Annotated in this window: 18 protein-coding genes; 9 read left to right on the top strand and 9 right to left on the bottom strand. The window is 68.6% G+C overall.

The features are described 5' to 3' along the window. Positions 1-25 precede the first annotated feature (25 nt). From JOF42_RS00280 to JOF42_RS00265, 4 genes are all read right to left on the bottom strand, one after another. Entirely contained in the window at positions 26-931 is a 906-nt protein-coding gene (locus JOF42_RS00280) for a carbohydrate ABC transporter permease (protein WP_210096016.1), read from the bottom strand. Further along, positions 931-1,881, bottom strand: a complete 951-nt coding sequence (locus JOF42_RS00275) for a carbohydrate ABC transporter permease (protein ID WP_210096015.1) — start codon at positions 1,879-1,881, stop codon at positions 931-933. The genes JOF42_RS00280 and JOF42_RS00275 overlap by 1 nt, the downstream gene beginning before the upstream one ends. After that, positions 1,878-3,215, bottom strand: a complete 1,338-nt coding sequence (locus tag JOF42_RS00270) for an extracellular solute-binding protein (protein WP_210096014.1) — start codon at positions 3,213-3,215, stop codon at positions 1,878-1,880. Before JOF42_RS00270 ends, JOF42_RS00275 begins: the two co-directional genes overlap by 4 nt. 116 nt (positions 3,216-3,331) lie before the next feature. Then, positions 3,332-4,378, bottom strand: a complete 1,047-nt coding sequence (locus tag JOF42_RS00265) for a LacI family DNA-binding transcriptional regulator (RefSeq protein WP_210096013.1) — start codon at positions 4,376-4,378, stop codon at positions 3,332-3,334. 77 nt (positions 4,379-4,455) lie between these two features. On the opposite strand from JOF42_RS00265, the gene JOF42_RS00260 reads away from it, so the two are divergent. The 7 genes from JOF42_RS00260 to JOF42_RS00230 all read left to right on the top strand — a co-directional run bounded on the left by JOF42_RS00260 (position 4,456) and on the right by JOF42_RS00230 (position 13,335). Then, positions 4,456-5,715, top strand: coding sequence for a D-arabinono-1,4-lactone oxidase (locus JOF42_RS00260; RefSeq protein ID WP_210096012.1), 1,260 nt, complete (start codon positions 4,456-4,458; stop codon positions 5,713-5,715). 68 nt (positions 5,716-5,783) lie between these two features. Beyond that, positions 5,784-6,803, top strand: a complete 1,020-nt coding sequence (locus JOF42_RS00255) for a LacI family DNA-binding transcriptional regulator (RefSeq protein ID WP_210096011.1) — start codon at positions 5,784-5,786, stop codon at positions 6,801-6,803. Then, a complete protein-coding gene (locus JOF42_RS00250) occupies positions 6,800-8,347 on the top strand; it encodes a sugar ABC transporter ATP-binding protein (protein ID WP_210096010.1) in 1,548 nt (515 codons plus the stop codon). The genes JOF42_RS00255 and JOF42_RS00250 overlap by 4 nt, the downstream gene beginning before the upstream one ends. Before the next feature lie 180 nt (positions 8,348-8,527). Beyond that, on the top strand, positions 8,528-9,529 hold the full coding sequence (locus JOF42_RS00245; RefSeq protein WP_210096009.1) for a substrate-binding domain-containing protein: 1,002 nt from the start codon (positions 8,528-8,530) through the stop codon (positions 9,527-9,529). Positions 9,530-9,623: 94 nt separating this feature from the next. Continuing rightward, positions 9,624-11,231: a sugar ABC transporter ATP-binding protein gene (locus JOF42_RS00240; protein ID WP_210096008.1), complete on the top strand. Its 1,608-nt coding sequence runs from the start codon at positions 9,624-9,626 to the stop codon at positions 11,229-11,231. Next, positions 11,228-12,295 carry an ABC transporter permease gene (locus JOF42_RS00235; protein WP_210096007.1) on the top strand — a complete coding sequence of 356 codons (1,068 nt, stop codon included), beginning with the start codon at positions 11,228-11,230 and terminating at the stop codon, positions 12,293-12,295. Before JOF42_RS00240 ends, JOF42_RS00235 begins: the two co-directional genes overlap by 4 nt. Further along, on the top strand, positions 12,292-13,335 hold the full coding sequence (locus JOF42_RS00230) for an ABC transporter permease (RefSeq protein WP_210096006.1): 1,044 nt from the start codon (positions 12,292-12,294) through the stop codon (positions 13,333-13,335). Before JOF42_RS00235 ends, JOF42_RS00230 begins: the two co-directional genes overlap by 4 nt. An 82-nt stretch (positions 13,336-13,417) precedes the next feature. On the opposite strand, the gene JOF42_RS00225 is transcribed toward JOF42_RS00230, so the two are convergent. The 4 genes from JOF42_RS00225 to JOF42_RS00210 form a co-directional block, all read right to left on the bottom strand. After that, positions 13,418-15,289, bottom strand: a complete 1,872-nt coding sequence (locus tag JOF42_RS00225) for a glycoside hydrolase family 127 protein (RefSeq protein ID WP_210096005.1) — start codon at positions 15,287-15,289, stop codon at positions 13,418-13,420. Beyond that, entirely contained in the window at positions 15,286-16,176 is an 891-nt protein-coding gene (locus JOF42_RS00220; RefSeq protein ID WP_194762532.1) for a carbohydrate ABC transporter permease, read from the bottom strand. Before JOF42_RS00220 ends, JOF42_RS00225 begins: the two co-directional genes overlap by 4 nt. Positions 16,177-16,186: 10 nt before the next feature. Further along, entirely contained in the window at positions 16,187-17,092 is a 906-nt protein-coding gene (locus JOF42_RS00215) for a carbohydrate ABC transporter permease (protein ID WP_210096004.1), read from the bottom strand. Between the two features lie 79 nt (positions 17,093-17,171). Then, a complete protein-coding gene (locus tag JOF42_RS00210) occupies positions 17,172-18,470 on the bottom strand; it encodes an ABC transporter substrate-binding protein (RefSeq protein WP_210096003.1) in 1,299 nt (432 codons plus the stop codon). Between the two features lie 191 nt (positions 18,471-18,661). On the opposite strand from JOF42_RS00210, the gene JOF42_RS00205 reads away from it, so the two are divergent. Further along, positions 18,662-19,684, top strand: a complete 1,023-nt coding sequence (locus tag JOF42_RS00205; RefSeq protein WP_210096002.1) for a LacI family DNA-binding transcriptional regulator — start codon at positions 18,662-18,664, stop codon at positions 19,682-19,684. Between the two features lie 89 nt (positions 19,685-19,773). On the opposite strand, the gene JOF42_RS00200 is transcribed toward JOF42_RS00205, so the two are convergent. Continuing rightward, positions 19,774-20,664, bottom strand: coding sequence for an NAD-dependent epimerase/dehydratase family protein (locus tag JOF42_RS00200; protein WP_425559642.1), 891 nt, complete (start codon positions 20,662-20,664; stop codon positions 19,774-19,776). A 12-nt stretch (positions 20,665-20,676) separates the two neighbouring features. On the opposite strand from JOF42_RS00200, the gene JOF42_RS00195 reads away from it, so the two are divergent. Beyond that, positions 20,677-21,690 (top strand): LacI family DNA-binding transcriptional regulator, encoded by a 1,014-nt coding sequence (locus JOF42_RS00195; RefSeq protein ID WP_210096000.1) that lies wholly within the window; start codon positions 20,677-20,679, stop codon positions 21,688-21,690. Positions 21,691-22,010 lie beyond the last annotated feature (320 nt).

The following is a 22,010-nucleotide window of genomic DNA, read 5'->3' as shown; positions in this document are numbered from 1 at the left end:
TCTGGCTCTCGAGCCGGGTGGGGGACTACTGACCGCCGAAGCCGCTGGTCGCGACGCCCTTGACGATCTGCTTCTGGAAGATGATGAACACGATGATCAGCGGCAGTGCCGCGAGTACGGCCTGAGCCATGACCTGGGCGTACTGCACGCCGTAGGCGCTGATGACGGTCTGGAGCCCGACCGGCAGCGTCATCAGGGTGGTGTCGTTGATGACGAGGAACGGCCAGAGGAAGTTGTTCCAGGCGCCGATGAACACGAAGATCGCGACGGATGCCAGGATCGGCCGCGAGAGCGGCAGCACGATCGACCAGAAGATGCGGAGGCGACTGGCGCCGTCGACGCGCGCGGCGTCTTCGAGCTCGATCGGGATCGCGTCGAAGAACCGCTTCAGGATGAACACCATCGCCGGGGCGACGACCTGCGGCAGGATCAGACCCCAGTAGGTGTCGATCATGTTAAACGCGAGCATCTCGTAGAACAGCGGGATGATCAGCACCTGCGGCGGCACCACGATCGAGGCGATGATGACCACGAACAGCCACTTGCGGCCGGTGAAGTCGAGCCGCGAGAACGCGTAGGCGGCCAGCGCCGAGATCGTCAGCGTGATCAGGGTGACGGCGATCGACGTCCACAGGCTGTTGAACGCCCAGGTGTAGACGTTGCCCTGCGACAGGATCGCCGTGAACGCCTCGATCGTCGGGCCGGTGGCGCCGATCCACGACGGGTCGCCGCTGGCGGCATCCGTCTCGGTCTTGAAGGCGGTCGCGACCGCCCACAGGAACGGCAGCAACCAGCCGACGGCCAGGATGATCAGCACGACGAGAGCGCTGATGCGCAGCGCGCCGAACGGCTTCTGACCCGGCAGGTGCGAGCGACGGACGCGCGCGGGCTTGGCGGTGGTGATGGTCTCGGTGAGAGTGGCGGTGGACATCACAGCTGCGACTCCTTCCGGCGGCGCGAGATCAAGGCCTGCGCGACGCCGATGATGACGATGAGAGCGAAGAACACGTAGGAGATCGCGGCCGAGTAGCCGAATCGGTAGCTGACGAAGCCTGCCTCGTAGATGTACTGCACGATCGAGCGGGTGGTGTCGCTCGCGACCCCGCCGAGCATCTGGTACGCCTGGTCGAAGAGCTTGAGCGAGGCCAGGATCTGCAGGATCAGGATCAGCACGGTCGCGGGGCCGAGCTGCGGGAGCGTGATCGACCAGAACTGCCGCCACGGGCCCGCCCCGTCGAGGGACGCCGCTTCGTACTGCTGCGGCGGGATGTTCTGCATCGCCGCCAGATACAACAGGAAGTTGAAGCCGACGGTCCACCAGACGGTGGCGATCACGATCGACAGCATGTTGGTGTCGGGGTTCTGCAGCCAGGCCAGCGGCTCGAGGCCGAACGCCTCGAGGATGTTGTTGGCTGCGCCGATCTGCGGGTTGAAGATCCAGACCCAGATCTGCGAGATCACGGTCGAGGCCAGCAGATACGGCATGAAGAACGACAGACGCCACAGCCACTGGCCGGGGATGCCGCGGTCGACGAGCGCCGCCATGAGCAGCGCGATCACGACGAGCGGAACCGTCGACAGCAGTGTGAACCAGACCGTGTTGCCCATCGACTGCCACATGACGGGATCGGTGAGGGCTTCGGCGTAGTTCGCGAAGCCGACGAATGCTCCGCCGGCGCCGGTGAGGGATTGGTCGGTGAAGCTGAGGATGATGCCGTGCACGATCGGCCAGACGAGGAACAGTGCGAAGGCGATGAGGAACGGGGCCAGGAACGCCCAGCTGATGAGCTGCTCGCGGTTGCGGGAGCCTGCGCGCCGGATCGGCAGAGCGGCCTTGGAGCCGGTGACGATGGTGCGGGTGGAGTCGGTTGCCGTGGTCATGATGCGAACGTCCCCTCGGGGTCGGCCGGGTTCGGCTGGCGGAGCAGCGTGTTGACTCGGGCCTCGAAGCGGTCGATCGCGGCGGCGGGGTCATCGCCCGAGAGCAGGACTCCCTGCACGGCGGCGCCGAACTCGGCCTGGAAGTTCGAGCCCGATCCGGTGAACCACGCGGTCGGGTCGTAGACGACGTGCTGTGCGGCCTCGGCGTAGTGCGCCTGCGGGATCAGGTCGGCATACTCGGGGGATTCGGTGACGGGGAGGAACGCGGGGATGTGGCCGGCCTCGGCCCATCCGAACGAGCCCTTCAGCATGTCGGACACGAACTGATAGGTCAGATCGCGCTTCTTCGGGTCGGCATTCGTCTGGTGCGGCAGCACGAACGAGTGCGAGTCGGCGTAGACCGCGGGGGTTCCGTACAGGGTGGGGATCATGGTCGCATCGAACGGGATCTTCGCGCTCTGCATGGTGCGCAGCTCCCAGACGCCGGTGAAGAACATGCCGCTCTTGCCGGTCGCGAACTCGGCGACCGCGCTGCCGTAGTCGGCCTGCGCGAGGGCGATCTCGCCGTCGAGGAGGGTGCGCATGAGCGAGAGCGACTCGACCGCGGCATCCTTGTCGATCACGGCCTTGCCGCCGGCGGGCAGCTCCATGGCGCCGCCGTGCTGCGAGTAGAACGTGTAGAAGAGGCGCCACATCTGGGCGCCGTCGCCGAGGTAGCCGTACGAGAGGGCGTGACCCTCGGCCTTGCCGCCGATGGTGCGCAGCTGGTCGAGGAACTCGTCGGGAGACGAGGTCGCCTGCAGTCGCCCTTCGCTGTCGAGCACGCCCGCCGCATCGCAGATGTCGGTGTTGAACATGGCCACGAACGGATGCGCGTCGAGCGCGATGCTGTACATGTTCTCGCCGACGAAGCCCTTCTCCCAGATGGGCTTCGGGAACTTCGTGCTGTCGACGCCGAGGTCGGCCAGACGGTCGAGATCCCACGTGTCGAGCAGTCCGCCCGGGGCCCAGCCGACGGTGCGGGTCGCGTGCATGATCGCGACGTCGGGGGCACGGCCACCTGCGCCCGCCATGGCGAGCTTCGTGTAATACGGGGTCCCCCAGGCGAGGACGGTGGGGCGGATGCGGTAGTCGCTCTGCGCCGAGTTCGCGGTGTCGAGCAGCTGCGACATGGTCACGCCGTCGCCGCCCGAGAGCAGATGCCAGAACTGCAGGGTCGTCGTGTTCGAGCCGGGGACGGCTCCGGGGGCGCAGCCGGCGAGCAGAGCTGCGGCGGCCGTGACGGAGGCGGCAGTCAGGAACTGCCGTCTGGACATATCGAGCGGGGGCGTCATCGTCACTCCTTCGTGACTGCGGGCGGGATCGAGGTACATCATTACATCGATGTAATCGAGCGCGCAAGAGCGACTCTGGCGACGCGTCGTCGCCGGATGCCGGGCAGCGCCGTGCGTCAGGGGCGGTAGCCGCGCGGGCTGCCCTGCGTGCTGTCGCGCTCGAGCAGGTGATGCGAGAGCGTGAGCGCCCGGGGCGGGGCTCCGCGATCGTCCATCCGCGACTCGAGCAGGCCCAGCGCCGCATCGGCGAAGGCTCGTCGGTCGAAGGCGATCGTCGTGAGCGACGGCGATGTGTACCGCGAGAACTCGACGTCGTCGAAGCCCGTCACGATCACGTCGCCGGGCACGCTCACGCCGTGGTCGTGCAGGGCGTGCAGGGCGCCGAGCGCCAGCGAATCGGTGAAGGCGACGATGGCGTCGAAGGCCACGCCCCGTCGGAACAGCGTCTCGACGCCATCCGCCCCACCGGTCATCGACCAGGGCATCGGGTTGATCTCGAGCGCGGTGTCGCGCGGGATGCCGGCCTCGCGAAGCGCGTCGTGCACTCCCTCGAGGCGCAGACGGCTTGTCGCCGTGGCGACCGACGGGTCGTCGTCGGCGCCGATCACCGCGATGCGAGTCGCCCCGCGAGAGAGCACGTGCCGCGTCACATCGGCGGCTGCCCGACGGCTGTCGATGCGCACGTGGTCGGCCCTGTTCTGCTCGACCTCGCCGAGCACGACGAGCGGCGGCAGGCGGTCGGCATACTTCAGCACGCTGTCTTCGAGACGGATGGGGTTGAGGATCAGGCCGTCGACGAGGTGGGCTCGCGCACGGGAGACGAGCTCCTTCTCGCGATCGGGATCGGTCGCGGTCTCCTCGATCTGCACGGCGAGTCCTCGCTCGTGAGCCGCATCGACCAGGCGATGCATGAGCTCGGCCGAGAACGCGGTGGCGAGGTCGGGAAGAGCCACGGCGATGATCCCGGAGCGGCCCTTGCGGAGGCCACGCGCACTGAGGTTGGGCACGAAGTCGAGCTGCGCCATCGCCGCCTCGACCCTGACGCGTGTCTCCTCGCGCACGGCGACGGTGCCGGTGACGACGTTCGAGACGGTCTTGGGCGAGACGCCTGCCAGAGCGGCGACGTCTTTCATCGTCGCGCGGGGCGGCATCGTCGCTGTCATCCGGTCAGCCTATCCATCACACCGTGCAGCGGTCACTACATCGTTGTACGCGCGGGAGCGCTGACTAACATGGCGCCATGACCATCGAACGCAACTGGGCAGGCAACCTCACGTACAGCGCGACCTCCGTCGAGCATCCGGCCTCGATCGAGGAGCTGAAGGCACTGCTCGCTCAGGGCGGTGCGGTGCGCATCCTCGGTTCGCGCCACTGCTTCAACGACATCGCCGACACCGACGGGGTGCTCATCGCCCTCGACCGGCTCCCCGTCGTGTTCGAGATCAACGACGCCCGCGACGCGGTGCGCGTCTCGGGGGGTCTGCGGTACGGCGACATCGCCCCGCGACTCGGGGCGGAGGGGCTGGCTCTCGCGAATCTCGCCTCGCTGCCGCATATCTCGATCGCGGGAGCCGTCGCCACCGGGACGCACGGGTCGGGCGACGTGACGGGATCGCTGGCGACCGCGGTGCGTGCGCTCACGATCATCACCCCCGCCGGCGAGACGCGGACGCTCTCGCGAGGCGATGCGGACTTCGACGGTGCGGTGGTGAGCCTCGGCGCCCTCGGCGCGGTGGTCGACGTCACTCTCGACGTCGAGCCGACCTACTACGTCGCGCAGCACGTGTTCGAGCATCCGTCATGGGATGCGATCCTCGCCGACTTCGACGAGGTCACGGGCATCGGGACGAGTGTCAGCATCTTCTCGACCTGGACCCGCACCGACATCGCCGACCAGATCTGGGTCAAGCAGCGCCACCCCGAGGCGCACGAGCTCGTGCGAGACGACCTCTTCGAGCGGCTCGGTGCGGAGCCGGCGGCGAGCAAACGGCATCCGATCCTCGGCGTCGACCCCGTCGCCTGCACCGAGCAGCTCGGCGAGCCGGGGCCGTGGTTCGAGCGCCTCGCCCACTTCAAGCTCGAGTTCACGCCGTCGGCCGGCGCCGAGATCCAGAGCGAGTACCTCGTGCCGCGTGCCGATGCGGTCGCCGCGATCCAGGCCGTGCGCACGCTCGCAGGTCAGATCGCCCCGTTGCTGCTCGTGAACGAGATCCGCACGGTCGCCGCCGATCAGCTGTGGCTGAGCTCGTCGCACGACACGGATGCCGTCGGCATCCACTTCACCTGGAAGCCCGACGAGGCGGCGGTGCGCGAGTTCCTGCCGACGCTCGAAGCCCTGCTGCCGGCGACCGCCCGCCCGCACTGGGGCAAGGTGTTCACGCTCGACGCCGCCGAGGTGCGCTCTCGCTACCAGCGGTGGGACGACTTCGCCGCGCTCGCCGCCCGGTTCGACCCCGAGCGCCGGCTCGTGAACCCGTACCTCGAGCGCCTCGGGCTGTAGCGCGATTCATTGCACCACCGTGGTTGTTCTCGGTAACATTCTCCGAGGCTCGGCCGACGGAGGTGCGCATGGTGAACGTCGGTTCCGACAAGCCCAACATCCGTCAGGTCGCGACCATCGCGGGCGTCTCGCACATGACCGTGTCGCGGGTGCTCAACGATCACCCGAACATCAAACCCGACACCAAACGCCGTGTGCTCGAGGCCATCGAAGAGCTCGACTACCGGCCCAACCTCGTCGCCCGAGCGCTGGCGACGCAGCGCACCCGCCGCATCGGCGTGATCGTCGAGAGCGCGGTGGCGCATGGCCCCACGAGCATTCTGCGCGCGGTCGAACTCTCGGCGCGCGCGGCGGGGTATTCGGTCACGCCGATCGCGTTGCACGAGGGCGATGCGCTGTCGCCGCAGGAGGCCGTCGACAACCTGGTCACTCAGGGGGTCGATGCGCTCTGCGTGATCGCGCCGCGCTCGTCGTCGGTGGCGGCCCTCCGCCGCATCGCGATCACGGTGCCGATGCTCGTCGTCAAGGCTGACGCCGACCCGACCTTCCTCACCGTGTCGATCGACCAGCACGCCGGCACGACTCTCGTCGTCGACCATCTCGTCGCACTCGGCCACCGCGACATCCTGCATCTCTCCGGTCCGCTGGACTGGCTCGATGCCCGGGCCAGGGAGCGCGCCTTCCACTCGAGGGCGAAATCGTGGGGCATCCGCGAGCGCCCGATCGTGGTGGGCGACTGGTCTGCCGACTTCGCCTACGACTTCGCCAAAGGCCTCACCCGGCTGCCCGACTACACGGCGATCTTCGCCGCCAACGATGACATGGCGATCGGCCTCATCCACGGGCTGCACGACCGGGGCTTCGAGGTGCCGACCGACCTCAGCGTCGTCGGGTTCGACGACATCCCGCTCGCGCGCCACTTTCTGCCGCCGCTCACGACCGTTCGACAGGACTTCGGCGCACTGGGGGTCTCGGTCGTCGAGATGCTGCGGGCGGCGATCGAGGGCCGCGACATCCCGGCTCTCACCCGCATCCCGACCGAACTCGTGCCCCGTGCATCGTCGGCCGCGCCGCGGGAGGTGCGATGACTCCCGAGCGTGATGCCGAGCCGGTCGTGCGGCTCGAGGGCATCACGGTCGAGTTCCCTGGGGCGCGTGCGCTCGACGACGTCGACTTCCGTCTGTTCGCCGGCGAGGTGCATGCCGTCATGGGAGAGAACGCGGCGGGCAAGTCGACCCTCGTCGGCGTGATCACCGGTACTCATACACCCGAGGCGGGCACGGTCTTCGTCGACGGCGAACCGCGCCGGTTCTCGGGGGTGGCCGACAGTCGGGCGGCCGGCATCGCCACGGTGTTCCAAGAGGCGCAGCTGAGCCCGAATCTCAGCGTCGCCGAGAACGTGATGCTCGGACGCGAGCGCCGCGGGCGCTTCGGCATCGACTGGAAGCGTACGAGAGCGGATGCGGCCGAGGCGCTGACCCATCTCGGGCTCGACGATCTCGACCCCAAGACGCCGCTGTCGATGCTCACCCCCGCGCAGAAGCAGCTCGTCGCGCTCGCGCGGGCGGTCGTCGACGAACCACGGGTACTGGTGCTCGACGAGCCGACATCGAGCCTCGACGTCGCCGAGGTCGCAACGCTCATGCGGGTCATCCGCGGGCTCCGGCAGCGGGGCGTCGCGATCCTGTTCATCTCGCACTTCCTCGAGCAGGCGTTCACGATCAGCGACCGTATGACGGTGCTGCGCGGCGGCAGCCGGGTCGGCGAATACGCCACTCGCGACCTGGATCGCGCCGATCTGATCTCGAAGATGCTCGGCAAGGACATCGACAGCCTCAGAGCGCTCGGCTCGGAGCGCAAGGCGCACCACTACTCGACAGACGGGCAGCCCGCGCTGCAGGCGTCCGACATCGGTCGGCGGGGTGAGCTGGAACAGATGGACATCGAGATCCAGCGGGGCGAGATCGTGGGGCTCGCGGGCCTGCGGGGATCCGGGCGGACCGAGGTGGCCTCGCTTCTGAGCGGCACCGTCCGCGCCGACAGCGGCGTGCTCTGGATCGATGGTGAGCAGGTGCAGCTGCGCAACCCGTCGGTCGCGCTGCGGCATCGCATCGCTCTGTCGGCCGAGAACCGGGGCACGCAGGGGATCATCGGCGAGCTCACGGCGAGACAGAACATGATCCTCTCGCTGCAGGCTCTGCGCGGATGGTCGCGTCCCCTCGCGCAGGCGGAGGAGTCGGCACTGGTGGAGACCTACGTCGAAGCGCTGCACCTGGACCCCGCGGATCTGGACCGCCCGGTCGGGCTGCTCTCCGGCGGCACCCAGCAGAAGGTTCTTCTCGCGAGGGCGCTGGCCGTGCGTCCGCACGTCCTGATCCTCGACGAGCCGACGCGCGGCATCGACATCGCCGCGAAACTCGACGTGCAGAGGCGCATCAGCCAGCTGGCGGGTGACGGCGTCGCGGTGGTCTTCATCTCGTCGGAGCTCGAAGAGGTCGTGCGGCTGAGCGACCGGATCATCGTGCTGAAAGACCGCGAGAAGATCGGCGAGCTCAGCAACGGGCCGGGCGTCACCGTCGACACGGTGGTCGAGATGATCGCCGCCGAACTGAGTCACAGTGCCGAACTGTGATCGGTAACAAGGTTCAGGCGCGCTGATTCGACCGACTTTGCGATGAAGCCTTGTGTTCCAGAAAATGTTCCCGGTAACATCACCGCAGGACATGCGGTGCAGGTGTCCTGCAATCACGACAGGACCATGACGGGTCCACCATTGCCGGAGTGACCACCGGCATCTCAATGAGGAGAAGAAATGTCCGCGAAGAAGCGCATCCGCATCGCCTTCGGCCTGGCAGCAGTCGGCGCACTCACCATCGGCCTCGCAGCCTGCTCGACCGGAGGCTCGGGCGGCGACGGCGGTGATGGGGGCTCCGACGAGATCACCACCGTCGGATTCGTCGCCGTCGGCCCCGAGGGCGCCTGGCGCGAGGCGAACGAGCAGAACATCCAGGACACCTTCACGGAGGAAGCCGGATACGACCTGAAGTACGCCCCCGCCACCAACCTCGACCAGAAGTCGCAGATCGACGCCTTCACATCGTTCGTCGACGAGGGCGTCGATGTGATCCTGCTGTCGGCCACCGAGGCCTCCGGCTGGGAGGACTCGCTCAAGCGTGCACAGGAGGCGGAGATCCCCGTCATCCTGCTCGACCGCGGCATCGAGCCCGACGACGACAGCCTGTATGTGACCCGCATCGCTCCCGACAATGTCGAGGTCGCGAAGGAGGTCGGCACGTGGGCCGCCGCCACCTTCCCCGACGGCGGCAACTACGTCGTGCTCGAGGGGCCGGCGGGCGTCGGTGTCGTGAACGAGCGCAACACGGGCTTCGACGAGGGCCTCGGCGACTCGTCGCTGGAGAAGCTCGACGCGCAGACCGCGAACTGGTCGGCCGAAGAGGGCAAGAGTGTCTTCGAGACCATGCTGAAGGCCTCGAACAACGACATTCAGCTCGTGTTCGCGCAGAATGACGAAATGGGCCTCGGTGCGGCGCAGGCCGCCGAGGAAGCCGGTCTCGTCGTCGGTGAAGACGTGAAGATCGCCACCATCGACGGCACCAAGAACGCGATGCAGGCGCTCGCCGACGGTCAGCTCAGCTACGTCCACGAGTACAACCCGCTGTTCGGCGAGACCGCGCTCGAGGTCGTCGAGAAGGCCCTCGCGGGTGAAGACGTCGAGTCGTACATCGTCGTCCCGAGCGAAGCGTTCGACTCCGCCGAAGCCGCGCAGGCCGTGCTCGCAGACCGCAAGTACTGACCGAGCACCGACGCCGACGCCGGAGCGATCCGGCAGCGAGCCCGGGTGGGGCAGATCCTGTGCCACCCGGGCTCTCCCGGACGGAGAGACAGACATGAACGAAGAACTGCCCATCGTCGAGATGCGGGGCATCTCGATCGAGTTCCCCGGGGTGAAAGCCCTCGACGGAGTCGACTTCCGACTCTTCCCGGGCGAGGTGCATGCGCTCATGGGCGAGAACGGCGCCGGCAAATCGACCCTCATCAAGGCGCTGACCGGCGTCTATCCGATCGACTCCGGATCGATCGTCGTCACGGGAGCCGAACGCAGCTTCGGCGGTGCCGAAGATGCGCAGGATGCCGGGATCTCGACGGTGTACCAGGAGGTCAACCTCGCACCCAACCTCTCGATCGGCGAGAACGTGATGCTCGGTCATGAGCGCAGGGGCGTGTTCGGCATCAACTGGACGGCCACCCATCGCGCCGCGACCGAGGCCCTCGGCCGCCTCGGGCTCGGCCACCTCGACACCCGCAAGCCGCTCTCGACCCTCTCGATCGCGCTGCAGCAGCTCGTCGCCATCAGCCGTGCGATGGCCATCAAGGCCAAGGTGCTCATCCTCGACGAGCCGACCTCGAGCCTCGACGCCGCCGAGGTCGAGGGGCTCTTCACCGTCATCCGCTCGCTGCGCGACCAGGGGGTCGCGATCCTCTTCGTCTCGCACTTCCTCGATCAGGTCTACGCGATCAGCGACCGACTCACCGTGCTTCGAAACGGCCGGTACCAGGGCGAGTACCTCACCCGCGACCTCGACCGACACGCCCTCATCTCGACCATGATCGGCAAGGACCTCGACGCACTGAAGTCCCTCGGCGGCAATCGCCGCCGCGCCCCGAGAGACACCGACGAGAAGCCGCTGCTGTCTGCAGTCGGCATCGCCAGGCGGGGTGCCGTCGAGGCGACCGACCTCGACATCCGCCCCGGTGAGGTCGTCGGTTTCGCGGGCCTTCTGGGTTCGGGTCGCACCGAGCTCGCTCGTCTCCTCTACGGTGCCGACCGCACCGACCAGGGTGCGATCGAGTTGCACGGACGCCGGATCGATCTGCGATCGCCGTCCGACGCGCTGCCGAAGAAGATCGCCTTCTCGACCGAGAACCGACGCGACGAGGGGATCATCGGCGACCTGACGGTGCGCGAGAACATCGTCCTCGCGGTGCAGGCCGAGCGCGGGTGGGCGCGGCCGATGAGCCGCAAGGAGCAGGATGCCATCGTCGACCGCTACATCGAGCAGCTGAACGTGCGCCCCGCCGACCCCGATCGGATGATCAAGAACCTCTCCGGCGGGAACCAGCAGAAGGTGCTCCTCGGGCGTTGGCTCGCCACGCAGCCCGAGCTGTTGATCCTCGACGAGCCGACCCGCGGCATCGACGTGGGCGCGAAGGCCGAGATCCAGGAGGCGGTCGCAGAGCTGGCCGAAGACGGCGTCGCCGTCGTCTTCATCTCGTCGGAGCTCGAAGAGGTGGTGCGACTGTCGGAGCGGATCGTCGTGCTGAAGGACCACCGCAAGATCGGCGAGATCCAGAACGGCCCCGACGTCACCGCCCAGGTGATCGTCGACGTGATCGCCGCCCACGGGGTCGAGGCCGCCGCCGAGACCCTCGACGACGCCGACGGCGCGCTGCCGGATACCATCGGCCACACGACTGACAAGGAGGCAGCGCGATGACCGCCGCAGCCGGCACCACCATCTGGCGGGATCTGATCCACAAGCCGTTCTTCTGGGGCATCGTCGCGATCCTCGCGCTGCTCGCCCTGAACGTCATCAAGGATCCGACGTACCTCGCGCTCTCGATCAACCCGAACAACGGCAACCTCGTCGGCAACCTCATCGACATCCTGCGCCAAGCGGCGCCCGTGATGATGATCGCGATCGGGATGTCGCTGGTCATCGCGACCGGCGGCATCGACCTCTCGGTCGGCTCGCTGATGGCGGTCGCCGGGGCCGTCTCGATGGAGTTCCTCAGCGCCGCCGGCGACTCCTTCGGCGCGGCGCTCGCCGCGGTCGGACTCGCGCTGGTGATCACCGGCATCCTCGGGGCGGTGAACGGACTGCTCGTCGCCTACGTCGGGCTGCAGCCGTTCATCGCCACCCTCGTGCTCATGCTCGCCGGCCGCGGCATCGCCAAGGTGATCACGGGCGGACAGAACACCACGGCCTCGAACGACGCCTTCCGCTGGATCGCGAACGGCTTCGTGATCGGCATCCCCGTGGTGTTCATCCTCGCCGTGCTCATCGTGCTCGCCGTCGGCTGGGTCGTGAGACGCAGTGCGCTGGGGCTCATGATCGAGGCGATCGGCATCAACCCGCGCGCCAGCCGCATGGCGGGCATCAAGCCGAAGGGCCTGCTGCTCACGGCGTACATCATGAGCGGCATCCTTGCGGGCATCGCGGGCATCATGTCGGTCGGCAGCGTCATGACCGTCGACATCTCGCGCACCGGGTATCAGCTCGAGCTCGATGCGATCCTCGCGGTCGTCATCGGCGGTGCCTCGCTGGCGGGCGGAAAGTTCTCGCTCAGCGGGGCGTTCGTCGGAGCGCTGCTGATCGCCACGCTCGACAAGACCGTGCTGTATCTCGGCGTCTCGTCGTCGGCGACCCCTGCCTTCAAGGCCATCGTGATCGTCGTGCTCTGCCTGCTGCAGTCGCAGCGGGTGCGCAGCTGGTTCCGCCGGCGCCGCACAGCCCGACCGGTCGAACAGCTGCTGCAGAAGGAAGAGGTGTCGGCATGAGCGCCCTGACCGTCAGCCCCAGCCCCACCGTGCGCCCGGCCGAGACGATCGCCGACCGCGTGCGCCGCATGATCAGGGCGAATCCGTCGGTGCTGCCGACCATCGCCTCGGTGGTCATCTTCGTCGGCATGGTGATCTTCGGCGAGGTGGCCTACGGCCGCATCCTGCAGTTCAACACGCTGTCGAACCTGCTCATCAACAACGCGCACCTCATCGTGCTCGCCGTCGCGCTGACCTTCGTGATCCTCACCGGGGGCATCGACCTCTCGGTGGGCTCGATCATCGCGGTGTCGTCGGTCGCGGGCGTCATGCTCTCGAACGCCGGGTGGAACGCCGTCGCCGTGATTGTCGCGATGATCGGCATCGGCGTGCTCTTCGGCATCATGTCCGGCGTGCTGATCCGGTATTTCAACGTGCAGCCGTTCATCGCGACGCTGGCGATGATGTTCCTCGGGCGGGGCCTCGCCTCGCTGCTCAGCACCAAGCCCGAGCGGCTCGGCGAGGATTCACCCATCCGCTGGATCGGCACGCAGCTGAAGATCATCGACGGCCCCAAGGTGAACGACCTGGTGATCACTCCCGCGGTGCTCGTCGCGGTCATCGTCGTGGCTGCCGCGTTCTTCGTGCTGCACCGCACCCGCACCGGGCGCACCGTCTACGCCATCGGCGGCTCCGAGAGCTCGGCGCTGCTGATGGGGCTGCCGGTGCACCGCACGAAGGTGCTCGTGTATGTGATCAGCGGCGCTCTCGCCGGTCTCGCCGCGGTGCTGTACACCGCGCGACTCGGCACCGCTCAGAACATCACCGGCATCGGCTGGGAGCTCGACGCGATCGCCGCCGCGGTGATCGGAGGCACTGTGCTCACCGGCGCCTACGGCTACGTGCTCGGGTCGGTCGTCGGTGCGCTGGTGCTCGGTCTGATGAACGTGCTGATCACCCGCGACGGGGGCATTCCGCCCGAGATGACGACCATCATCACCGGCGGCATCCTGCTCGTGTTCGTGCTGCTGCAGCGAGCCGTGACCCGAAGACGCGAGTAGCTCCGGTCGAACGGCAGCGACGAACGGCCCCCTCTCGATCGAGAGGGGGCCGTTCGCCTGTTCCGCGTGCGGGGGTGCCGGTTCAGGTCGTCGGGATCCAGACCCGCATGGTCGACGGGCCGCGCCTGGCCCAGTCGTGATAGGCGATGAGCGGCGTATCGACCGTGTCGCCGGTCGAGCGATGCCGCACCGGCAGCACGACGTGACCGTCGCGTTCGACGGGATCGCCGACCACGACCGCGTCGCCGACGTCGGCTCCGAGATCGATCGACTCGAGGGCCAGGACCTCCGGCCCGCGCTCGATCACCACACTGCCGCGCACGGCATCCACCATCGGATGCGGTGCGGTGGCGCGCGCGACGATCGGCAGGTGCAGGTCGACGATGTCGCCGGCGCGGAACGCGCGCGTCACCGACACGGAGCCGACCGGGGCCGCCTCCGACGACTCGACCTCGCCACCGCTGTGCACGCGCACTGTCGCTCCCTCGGCCCATGCCGGCACGCGCAGCGTCAGAGTGAACTCGGCATCCGCGCGGAGGGTGATGCGGATGCCGCCATCGGCCGGATACCCCGTCTCGACGTCGAACGCCACGACCCGGCCGTCGGGGAGCGTCGTGCGGACGGCCGACGGCGCGTACTGGTGCACCTGCACGCCGTCGTCATCCGCCGTGGCCAGATAGGCCGCGAGACTCGCGAAGGTGCGGGCCACATTCGGCGGGCAGCACGACACCTCGAACCACGGGGCCCGCAGCGACGACGAGGCGCGCGGCGACGTGGCATCCGGATCCGCGGGGATGCCGGGTGTGCGCTGGTGCAGCGTGTTGGCGTAGAAGAAAGAGCGGCCATCGTCGCCGGGCGAGGTCGCGACGACGTTGAACAGGGTGCGCTCGATCAGGTCGGCGTACTGCGCCTCGCCGGTCGCGAGCAGCAGCCTCCACGAGAACATGATCGAGCCGATGCCTGCGCAGGTCTCGGAGTAGGCGCGATCCGGCGGCAGCTCCCAGTCGTCGCCGAACGCCTCGTCCTGATGGTGCGACCCCTGGCCGCCCGTGACGTAGGTGCGACGTTCGACCGTGCGGTCCCACTGCGACCGGAGCGCGGCGAGCAGCGACTCGTCCGACAGCTCCGCAGCGACGTCGACCGCGGCGGAGGACAGGTAGTTGGCCCGCACGGAGTGCCCGCGCAGCGCCTCGGCGTCTCGCACCGACACGTCGTCCTGGAAGTAGCTGCGACCCCATTCGATCTCGCCCAGAGACCCTCGGCCGTGGCGTTCGACGAAGAGGGCGGCCTGGTCGACATAGCGCTGCTCGCCGAGGGCCCTGCCGAGCTCCGCGAGACCGACCTCGACCTCGGCGTGCCCGCAGATCGCGTCGCGCCCGTCGGCGCCGAACTCACGGCAGACGAGGTCGGCGGCGCGGCGGGCGATGTCGATCAGCCCGTCGCCGGCGTCCGGTCTCGTGCGCACCCGGGCGACGGCCGCCTGGAACAGGTGTCCGAGGCAGTAGAGCTCGTGCCCCCACTGCAGGGCCGACCAGCGCTCGCCCTGACCCTCGCGCCCGAACATCGTGTTGAGGTATCCGTCGGATTCCTGCGCGGCGGCGACCCGGTCGACCACGCGGCGGAACCGCCGCTCGAGGTCATCGTCGGCCGCGGCATCCGTGCGTCCGATCTCCCACGCGAGAGCCTCGAGGTACTTGTAGATCTCGGAGTCGGCGAACTCGCGCCCCCGGCGCCCGGCGGGAAGCGTGCCGGCGGCGGCGAGGTCGAAGTTCGGCAGCCAGCCCTCCGACTCCAGACGCGACTCGATGTGCGTGAGCGTGGCCGTGCCGTTGACGGCTTGGCGATCGCCCCAGAAGCCTCCCGTGATGCGCACCTCGTCGAGGCCGAGGGGGCGCAGGCGTCCGCGCGTGGGAACCACCGGAGCGGCCGGTGTGGTGGTGTCGAACATGGTCATCCCTTGAAAGCGCCGGACATGAAGCCGCGCACGTAGTGTCGTTGCAGGATCAGGAAGAGCAGGATGCAGGGGAGCGCCAGCACGACGACCCCCGCCTCGGTGGCGCCGTAGTCGACGACGCCCTGCACCTGCCCTCGGAGGTTCGCGACCGCGAGCGGCAGCGTCATGCGGTTGGTGTCGTTGATGAGGATCAGCGGGGCCATGAAGTCGTTCCACGCGGTGAGGAACGCGAACAGGCCGACAGTGACGAGTCCCGGCTTGACGGCAGGGAGCAGCACCCGCCACAGGGCGCCCCAGCTGGAGCATCCGTCGACCATCGCGGCCTCGTCCATCTCGCGCGGGATCGACTCGAACGAGATGCGCATCATGAACATCGAGAACGGCAACTGGAACATGGTGATCACGAGTGCGACGCCGACGAGCGAGTTCTGCAGGCCGACCGCGTTGAGGATCACGTAGAGCGGAATGAGCAGCGTCGCGTACGGCACCATCAGGATCGCGAGCGTCAGCAGGAACAGGGCGTTCTTGCCGGGGAACGAGAAGCGCGCGAACGCGTAGCCGCCCAGCAGCGAGATGAACAGCGTGAGCGCCACGGTGAGCACCGAGACGAACAGCGAGTTGCCGAGGTACACCCAGATGCCCGCCTGGTACTCGCCGAGGGCGGCGTAGTTGCCGAAGCCCCAACCGTCGGTCTGGCTGGTGCCCGCCATCGGGCTGACCGACGAGACTCCGGTCCAGATGAGCGGGTAGAGGAAGATCACCGCGAGGGCGGTCGTGAACACCCAGTACGGGATGCCGAAGACGACGCGGGCGGCCTTCGAGCGGTACCGGGGCGCGGTGGGCTGATGATTCGGGGCGACGATGGTGCGTGTCAGTGTCTGGGACATGATTCTCAGCTCAGTTCTCATCCGTGCGGCGGAACGCGCGCAGCTGGAAGACGTTGATGACGATGAGCGCGAGCAGCACGATCACCGAGAGGGCGCCGGCGATCCCGAGGCTGTTCTGCCCCTGGAAGGCGACGTTGTAGATCAGCTGCACGACGGTCATGGTGCTGTTGTCGGGGCCGCCCTTGGTGAGGATGTAGAACTGCTCGAACGCGAGCAGCGACCCGGTCACGCACATCACGGTCGTGAGGGCGAAGGTCGGCTTGAGCAGCGGCACCGTGATGTCGCGGAACGTCTGCCACCGGTTCGCGCCGTCGATGCGCGCGGCCTCGTAGACGTCGTCGGGGATGCCCTGGAGTCCCACGAGCATCAGCAGCATGTAGAAGCCCGCGTAGCGCCAGACGATCAGGAAGATCGTCGACCACAGCGCCCCCTCCGGGGTGCCGAGGAAGGTGATTCCCCACGACTTCATGAGGTTCGCGAACGGGCCGGCGATGGGGGAGTACAGCACGTAGAAGAGCAGCGAGGCGGATGCGAGTCCCAGGGCGCTCGGGATCAGGAACGCCGTGCGCAGGAACCCCTTCCACCGGGTCGACTCCTGCACGAGCAGGGCGAGTCCGAGTCCGAGTCCGATCAGGATGACGGTCGTGATGACGGTGTAGAGCAGGGTGAAGCGGATCGAGTCCCAGAAGAGGCGGTGCGTGACGGCATCCGTGTAGTTCTCGGGGAAGTTGATGCCCCGGTTGCCGCTCAGCAGCGGCCAGTCCGAGGCCGACATCTGAACGACGAGCACCAGCGGCACGATGAACAGCAGGGCGACGAAGATCGCGGTCGGGGCGGCATACAGCCAGCCCTGCACGGGGCCTCCGAAGCCGGTGCGCGGTCTGCGGCGAGGCAGCGGGGGTGCGGCCTGGGTCATCTCGTTCTCTTCCGATCGGGAGTGCGGGGCGTGCGGGAGGATGCGGGGGCGACGCGATGCGCGGCGCCCCCGCACGAGATCACTGCGACAGGATCGCGGTGATCTCCTCGTTGTCGGCGGGGACCGAGTCGTCGCCGTTCAGCACCGCGTTGCGGACGAGCGTGAGCCACGGGCTCCCCGGTGCGTTGAACGCCTGCTGGAAGTTCAGCGCCACCGGGGTGTCGCCCTGGGCGGCGACCTCGTTGATCGTGACCAGACGCGGGTCGGCCGCCGCATACTCGTTGTCGGCGAGGTCGCCGCGCGAGACGGCGTTGCCGTCCTTCGCGAGGACCTCGACCTGGGCGTCCTCCGACATCATCCAGTTGAGGAAGTTCCACGCCTGTGCGGACTTCTTCGAGTCCTTCGAGATGCCGATGCCGTCGCCGCCGACGAAGGTCGAGGCGCCGCCGTCGACACCGGGGATGCCGGCGACTCCTGCGTCGAACTCGAGGGAGGGGAGCAGCGTCGCCGGGAACGGCATCACGCCGACCTTGCCCTCGCTGAACGCGGCGGTCCAGGTGGGGCCGGCCTCGTCGGTCGAGCTGGGGAGGATGGCTCCGGCGTCCTGCAGCTCGGCCCACGTGTCGTACACGGCCTGGGCGGAGTCGCCGTCGAGCAGGGACTCGGTGCCGTCGTCGCTCATGACCTCGTCGCCGGACGCCCAGATCGAGGGGAACCAGGTGAAGACCAGGCATCCGCCGCAGTTGAGGCCGGTCGCCGTGCCGTACGTGTCGGGCTTGTTCAGCGCCTGCACGGCCATGGCCGCCTCGGCGAACTCCTCGAGCGTGGCGGGTGCCTTCTCGGGGTCGAGGCCGGCCTCGGCGAAGAGCTCCTTGTTCCAGAACAGCATCGAGAGGTCGAGCGCGAAGGGCAGCACGTACTCGGCGCCGTCGACGGTGCCCGCCGAGAGGTGACCGGGGTTGATCTCGTCCTTGAAGTCGAGCGCGTCGATCTGCTCGGACATGTCCTGGAACAGGCCCTGCTGCGCCCAGTTGGGCACGTAGACGATGTCGGCGGCGAACAGGTCGGGCAGCCCGCCCGACCCTGCGGCGGCGCCGACCTTGGCGACGTAGTCGTCGTTGGGGACGACCGTGAGCTCGACCTGGTTCTCGTGGCTCTCGTTGTAGGCGTCGACCAGCAGCTTGGCCTGGCGCTCGATCGGAGCGCGGGTCCACAGCGTCAGCGTGGTGCCGTCATCCGTGCCCTCGGCGGGGATGGGTTCGTCGGATGCGTTGTCGTCGGCGGCGGGCGCGCAGGCGGCGAGACCGCCGACGAGCAGGCCTGCCGCGATCACGGCGGCTGCTGCCCGGCGTGCGGCGTGTGTACGGGTGGTGTTCATGGGCGGGGGCTCCTCTGGGCTCGTCCTCGAGCGGGTGCGGTGTGGCGCTTCGACAGTGCAGCGCCGGGTGTGGAGATGAGGTGGAGATCGGGTTCTCCGAAATCTACGAAAACCCTTTCGAAAAGGTATAGCGTGGTTTCGGCGGGGGCGTCAACCCTCGTTCCGATAACCTTTCAGCAACAGGGAGCGGGATGAGCGACACGACGGGAACAAGGGCGGTGACCCTCGGCGACGTCGCCGCGCGCGCCGGGGTGTCGATCTCGACGGCGTCGAAGGCGCTGAATGACCGGGGAGACGTCTCTGCCGCGACGAGGGCCAAGGTGCGGGCGATCGCGGAGGAGCTGGCCTTCACGCCCAACGCCATGGCACGAGGGCTCCTCGCCGGACGCACCGGAACCGTCGGCCTGCTCACGAGCGACCTCGAAGGCCGTTTCATGATCCCGATCCTGATGGGAGCCGAGGACGCCTTCGGGGCGGGCCGCATCAACGTCTTCCTCTGCGACGCGCGCGGTGACGCGATCCGCGAGCAGCACCACCTGCGCGAGCTGCTCAGTCGCCGGGTCGACGGAATCATCGTCGTCGGTCGCCAGACGGATGCCCGCCCCTCGCTCGGGCAGGAGATCCCCGTGCCCGTCGTCTACGCGTACGCGCCGTCCGACGACCCGCGCGACCTGTCATTGACGCCGGACAACTACGCGGGTGGACGCCTCGCGATCGAGCATCTGCTCGCCTGTGGACGCCGGCGCATCGCGCACATCTCGGGTGACCCGACCTATGCCGCAGCGCAGGACCGCCTCGCCGGGGCCAGGGCCGCGCTCGCCGAAGCCGGCCTCGAACTCGTCGGCGAGCCGATGTTCTCGGAGTGGACCGAGCACTGGGGGCGGGATGCCGCGGCGATGCTGCTGAACCGGCATCCCGACATCGACGCCGTGTTCTGCGGCTCGGACCAGATCGCTCGCGGCGTGCTCGACTCGGCGCGGGATCTCGGACGCACTGTTCCCGACGACCTCGCGGTGATCGGCTACGACAACTGGGAAGTGCTCGCGACGAACGCGCGACCCGAGCTCACCAGCATCGACGCCAACCTGCAGCAGCTGGGTCGTCAGGCGGCGCTTCGGGTGTTCGACGCGATCGACGGGATCGACATCGGAGAGGGGTCGCACCACCTGCCGGTGCGCCTCGTGATCCGCGGGTCGACGATCGCCCGACGCTGAGGCCGCCCCTCGCGTCTTCGAATCGCGTGAATGACCCCGTTTCCTCGCGAAACAGGGTCATTCACGCGATTCGAATGCGGTCCGTCCGATCAGACGTGGTCGCGCCAGGAGTGCTGCGGGTCGAACCCCAGGATGCGGCGGGCCTTGTCGATCGACAGCAGCGTCTCGTTCGGGCCGAACTCGTGGGCGACCGGCACATCGGGGAAGACCTCGGCGAGCAGCTCGGCGTTCGGGCGGGACATCACCGTGTCGGCCGCCGCGATGATGAAGTTGTCGAACCCGGGGGCCGCCACCTCGAGCGCGCGCTCCACGGCCTGTGCGCCGTCGCGCGCGTCGATGTAGCCCCAGAGGTTCCACTTGCGGCGCAGGGCGTCGGCGTCGAAGTCGGGGAACTCGGCGTAGTCCTCCGGGTTCATCACGTTCGAGAAGCGCAGCGCCGTGATCGAGAGATCGGGATGCCAGCGCACGAGCTCCCTCGCCAGCTGCTCCTCGAGCGTCTTGACCAGCGAGTACACCGATTCGGGGCGGGCGGGGTAGTCCTCGTCGACGGGCACGTAGGGCGGCGGCACATCGAACGGCAGGCCCAGCACGGTCTCGCTCGACGCGTAGACGACGCGCCGGATGCCGAGGCGCACCGCCGCCCAGAACACGTTGAACGTGGCCGGCATGTTGTTGTGGAACGTGGCGACATCGCTGCGGATGCCGGGGGCCGGGATCGCGCCCAGATGCACCACGGCGTCGATGCCGTCGTGCCGGTCGCCGACGGCTGTGAAAGCATCCACGACCTGGCCGTAATCCGTGAGGTCGACCTGCACGAAGTCGGGCCCGCGGACCCCCGCGACGTCCATGCCGATGACCTCGTGGCCGTGGGCGCGGAGTTCCCGCGCGACGACGCTGCCGAGCTTGCCCGATGATCCTGTGAGTGCGATGCGCATGTCACCAGGGTGGCACGACGACGAGGTGTCGGGGCCGCTCGGCATACACTCGTCGGCGTGAGTGACACGAGCAGCGAGCCCCGCCGCACCGTCGGCGTGCGCGATGTCGCTGTGCTCGCGGGGGTCTCCCGGCAGACCGTGTCGCGCGTGCTCAACGACCACCCCGAGGTCGCGGTCGAGACCCGCGAGCGCGTCCTCGCCGCGATGGCCGAGCTCGGCTACCGCATGAACAACGCCGCCAGAGCGTTGGGCACCCGGCGATCCCGCACCCTCGGGGTGCTGGCCACCGACGCCCTGCACTACGGACCCTCGCGCAGCATCGCCGCGCTCGAGGCGTCGGCCCGCGAGGTCGGCTACTGGCTGAGTGCGGCCTTCGCGGATGCAGGCGATGCCGATGCCGTCGTCGCCGCGGTCGACCACCTCGTGATGCAGGGAGTCGAGGGCATCGTCGTCGTCGCACCCCACGCCCATACCCTCGACGCCCTCGATGAGGTGCGCATCGGCGTTCCCGTGGTGACGCTGCACGCGGCCGACCGGGGTGCACGCGGACTCTCGGTCGACCAGGCGGCCGGCGCCAGGCTCGCCGTCGCGGCGCTCGCCGATGCCGGGCACACGCACATCGCCCATCTCGCCGGACCCGCCGACTGGCTCGAAGCGGAGTCGCGCACCCAGGGATTCGCCGCCGAGCTCGCCGCCCGAGGGCTTGCCGCCGGACCCGTGTTCGAGGGCGACTGGACCGCGGGTTCGGGCTACGCGGCGGCCGACGCCGTGCGGCGATCGGGGGTCACGGCCGTGTTCGCGGCGAACGACCAGATGGCGCTCGGCCTGCTCGGCGGCCTGCACGAGGCCGGGCTCGCGGTGCCGGGCGACATCAGCGTGGTCGGTTTCGACGACACTCCGGACGCCGCGTACTACTGGCCGAAGCTCACGACCGTGCGACAGGACTTCTCGGAGCTCGCCCGCCGCGCGGTGGCGGCGGTGCTGGCGGGGATCTCCGGCGAGGCGGCATCCGACCTCCCGCCTGTGGCGCCCCTGCTCGTGACCCGCGCCTCGGTCGCCCCGCCGCGCTGAGCCGCGCCCGGGTGTGTGCCGGCGCGGTGCGGGGTCAGTTCTGCACGTGCGGCGCGGTGCGGGGTCGATTCTGCATGTGCGGCGCGGTGCGGGGTCAGTTCTGCACGTGAATACGCCGTATCCGATGCGAAAGTGACCCCGCACGAGACGGGAGATGCGAAAGTGGCCCCGCACACCGCGGCGCCGAGCGGGCGCCGGCGTCTTGACGGTCCGCCGACCTCCGTGACACACTGCTGTGACCGGTCACAGTGACCACCGCCGACCCCGAGGTACCCGTGAGCAACGAAGCCCCTGCCTTCTCTGACGAGAATGCCTTCTCC

This window comes from Microbacterium phyllosphaerae (assembly GCF_017876435.1).
GTDB classification, from domain to species: Bacteria; Actinomycetota; Actinomycetes; order Actinomycetales; family Microbacteriaceae; genus Microbacterium; species Microbacterium phyllosphaerae.
This window is presented reverse-complemented; position numbering and strand designations above follow the sequence as displayed.

Excerpts from the sequence above, each read along its gene's own strand:
- JOF42_RS00225 (WP_210096005.1), bottom strand. The coding sequence starts at position 15,289 with ATGACCATGTTCGACACCACCACACCGGCCGCTCCGGTGGTTCCCACG.
- JOF42_RS00245 (WP_210096009.1), top strand. The coding sequence starts at position 8,528 with ATGTCCGCGAAGAAGCGCATCCGCATCGCCTTCGGCCTGGCAGCAGTC.
- JOF42_RS00240 (WP_210096008.1), top strand. The coding sequence starts at position 9,624 with ATGAACGAAGAACTGCCCATCGTCGAGATGCGGGGCATCTCGATCGAG.
- JOF42_RS00255 (WP_210096011.1), top strand. The coding sequence starts at position 5,784 with ATGGTGAACGTCGGTTCCGACAAGCCCAACATCCGTCAGGTCGCGACC.
- JOF42_RS00260 (WP_210096012.1), top strand. The coding sequence starts at position 4,456 with ATGACCATCGAACGCAACTGGGCAGGCAACCTCACGTACAGCGCGACC.
- JOF42_RS00230 (WP_210096006.1), top strand. The coding sequence starts at position 12,292 with ATGAGCGCCCTGACCGTCAGCCCCAGCCCCACCGTGCGCCCGGCCGAG.
- JOF42_RS00250 (WP_210096010.1), top strand. The coding sequence starts at position 6,800 with ATGACTCCCGAGCGTGATGCCGAGCCGGTCGTGCGGCTCGAGGGCATC.
- JOF42_RS00200 (WP_425559642.1), bottom strand. The coding sequence starts at position 20,664 with ATGCCGAGCGGCCCCGACACCTCGTCGTCGTGCCACCCTGGTGACATG.
- JOF42_RS00265 (WP_210096013.1), bottom strand. The coding sequence starts at position 4,378 with ATGACAGCGACGATGCCGCCCCGCGCGACGATGAAAGACGTCGCCGCT.
- JOF42_RS00270 (WP_210096014.1), bottom strand. The coding sequence starts at position 3,215 with ATGACGCCCCCGCTCGATATGTCCAGACGGCAGTTCCTGACTGCCGCC.
- JOF42_RS00235 (WP_210096007.1), top strand. The coding sequence starts at position 11,228 with ATGACCGCCGCAGCCGGCACCACCATCTGGCGGGATCTGATCCACAAG.
- JOF42_RS00210 (WP_210096003.1), bottom strand. The coding sequence starts at position 18,470 with ATGAACACCACCCGTACACACGCCGCACGCCGGGCAGCAGCCGCCGTG.
- JOF42_RS00205 (WP_210096002.1), top strand. The coding sequence starts at position 18,662 with ATGAGCGACACGACGGGAACAAGGGCGGTGACCCTCGGCGACGTCGCC.
- JOF42_RS00280 (WP_210096016.1), bottom strand. The coding sequence starts at position 931 with ATGTCCACCGCCACTCTCACCGAGACCATCACCACCGCCAAGCCCGCG.
- JOF42_RS00220 (WP_194762532.1), bottom strand. The coding sequence starts at position 16,176 with ATGTCCCAGACACTGACACGCACCATCGTCGCCCCGAATCATCAGCCC.
- JOF42_RS00215 (WP_210096004.1), bottom strand. The coding sequence starts at position 17,092 with ATGACCCAGGCCGCACCCCCGCTGCCTCGCCGCAGACCGCGCACCGGC.
- JOF42_RS00275 (WP_210096015.1), bottom strand. The coding sequence starts at position 1,881 with ATGACCACGGCAACCGACTCCACCCGCACCATCGTCACCGGCTCCAAG.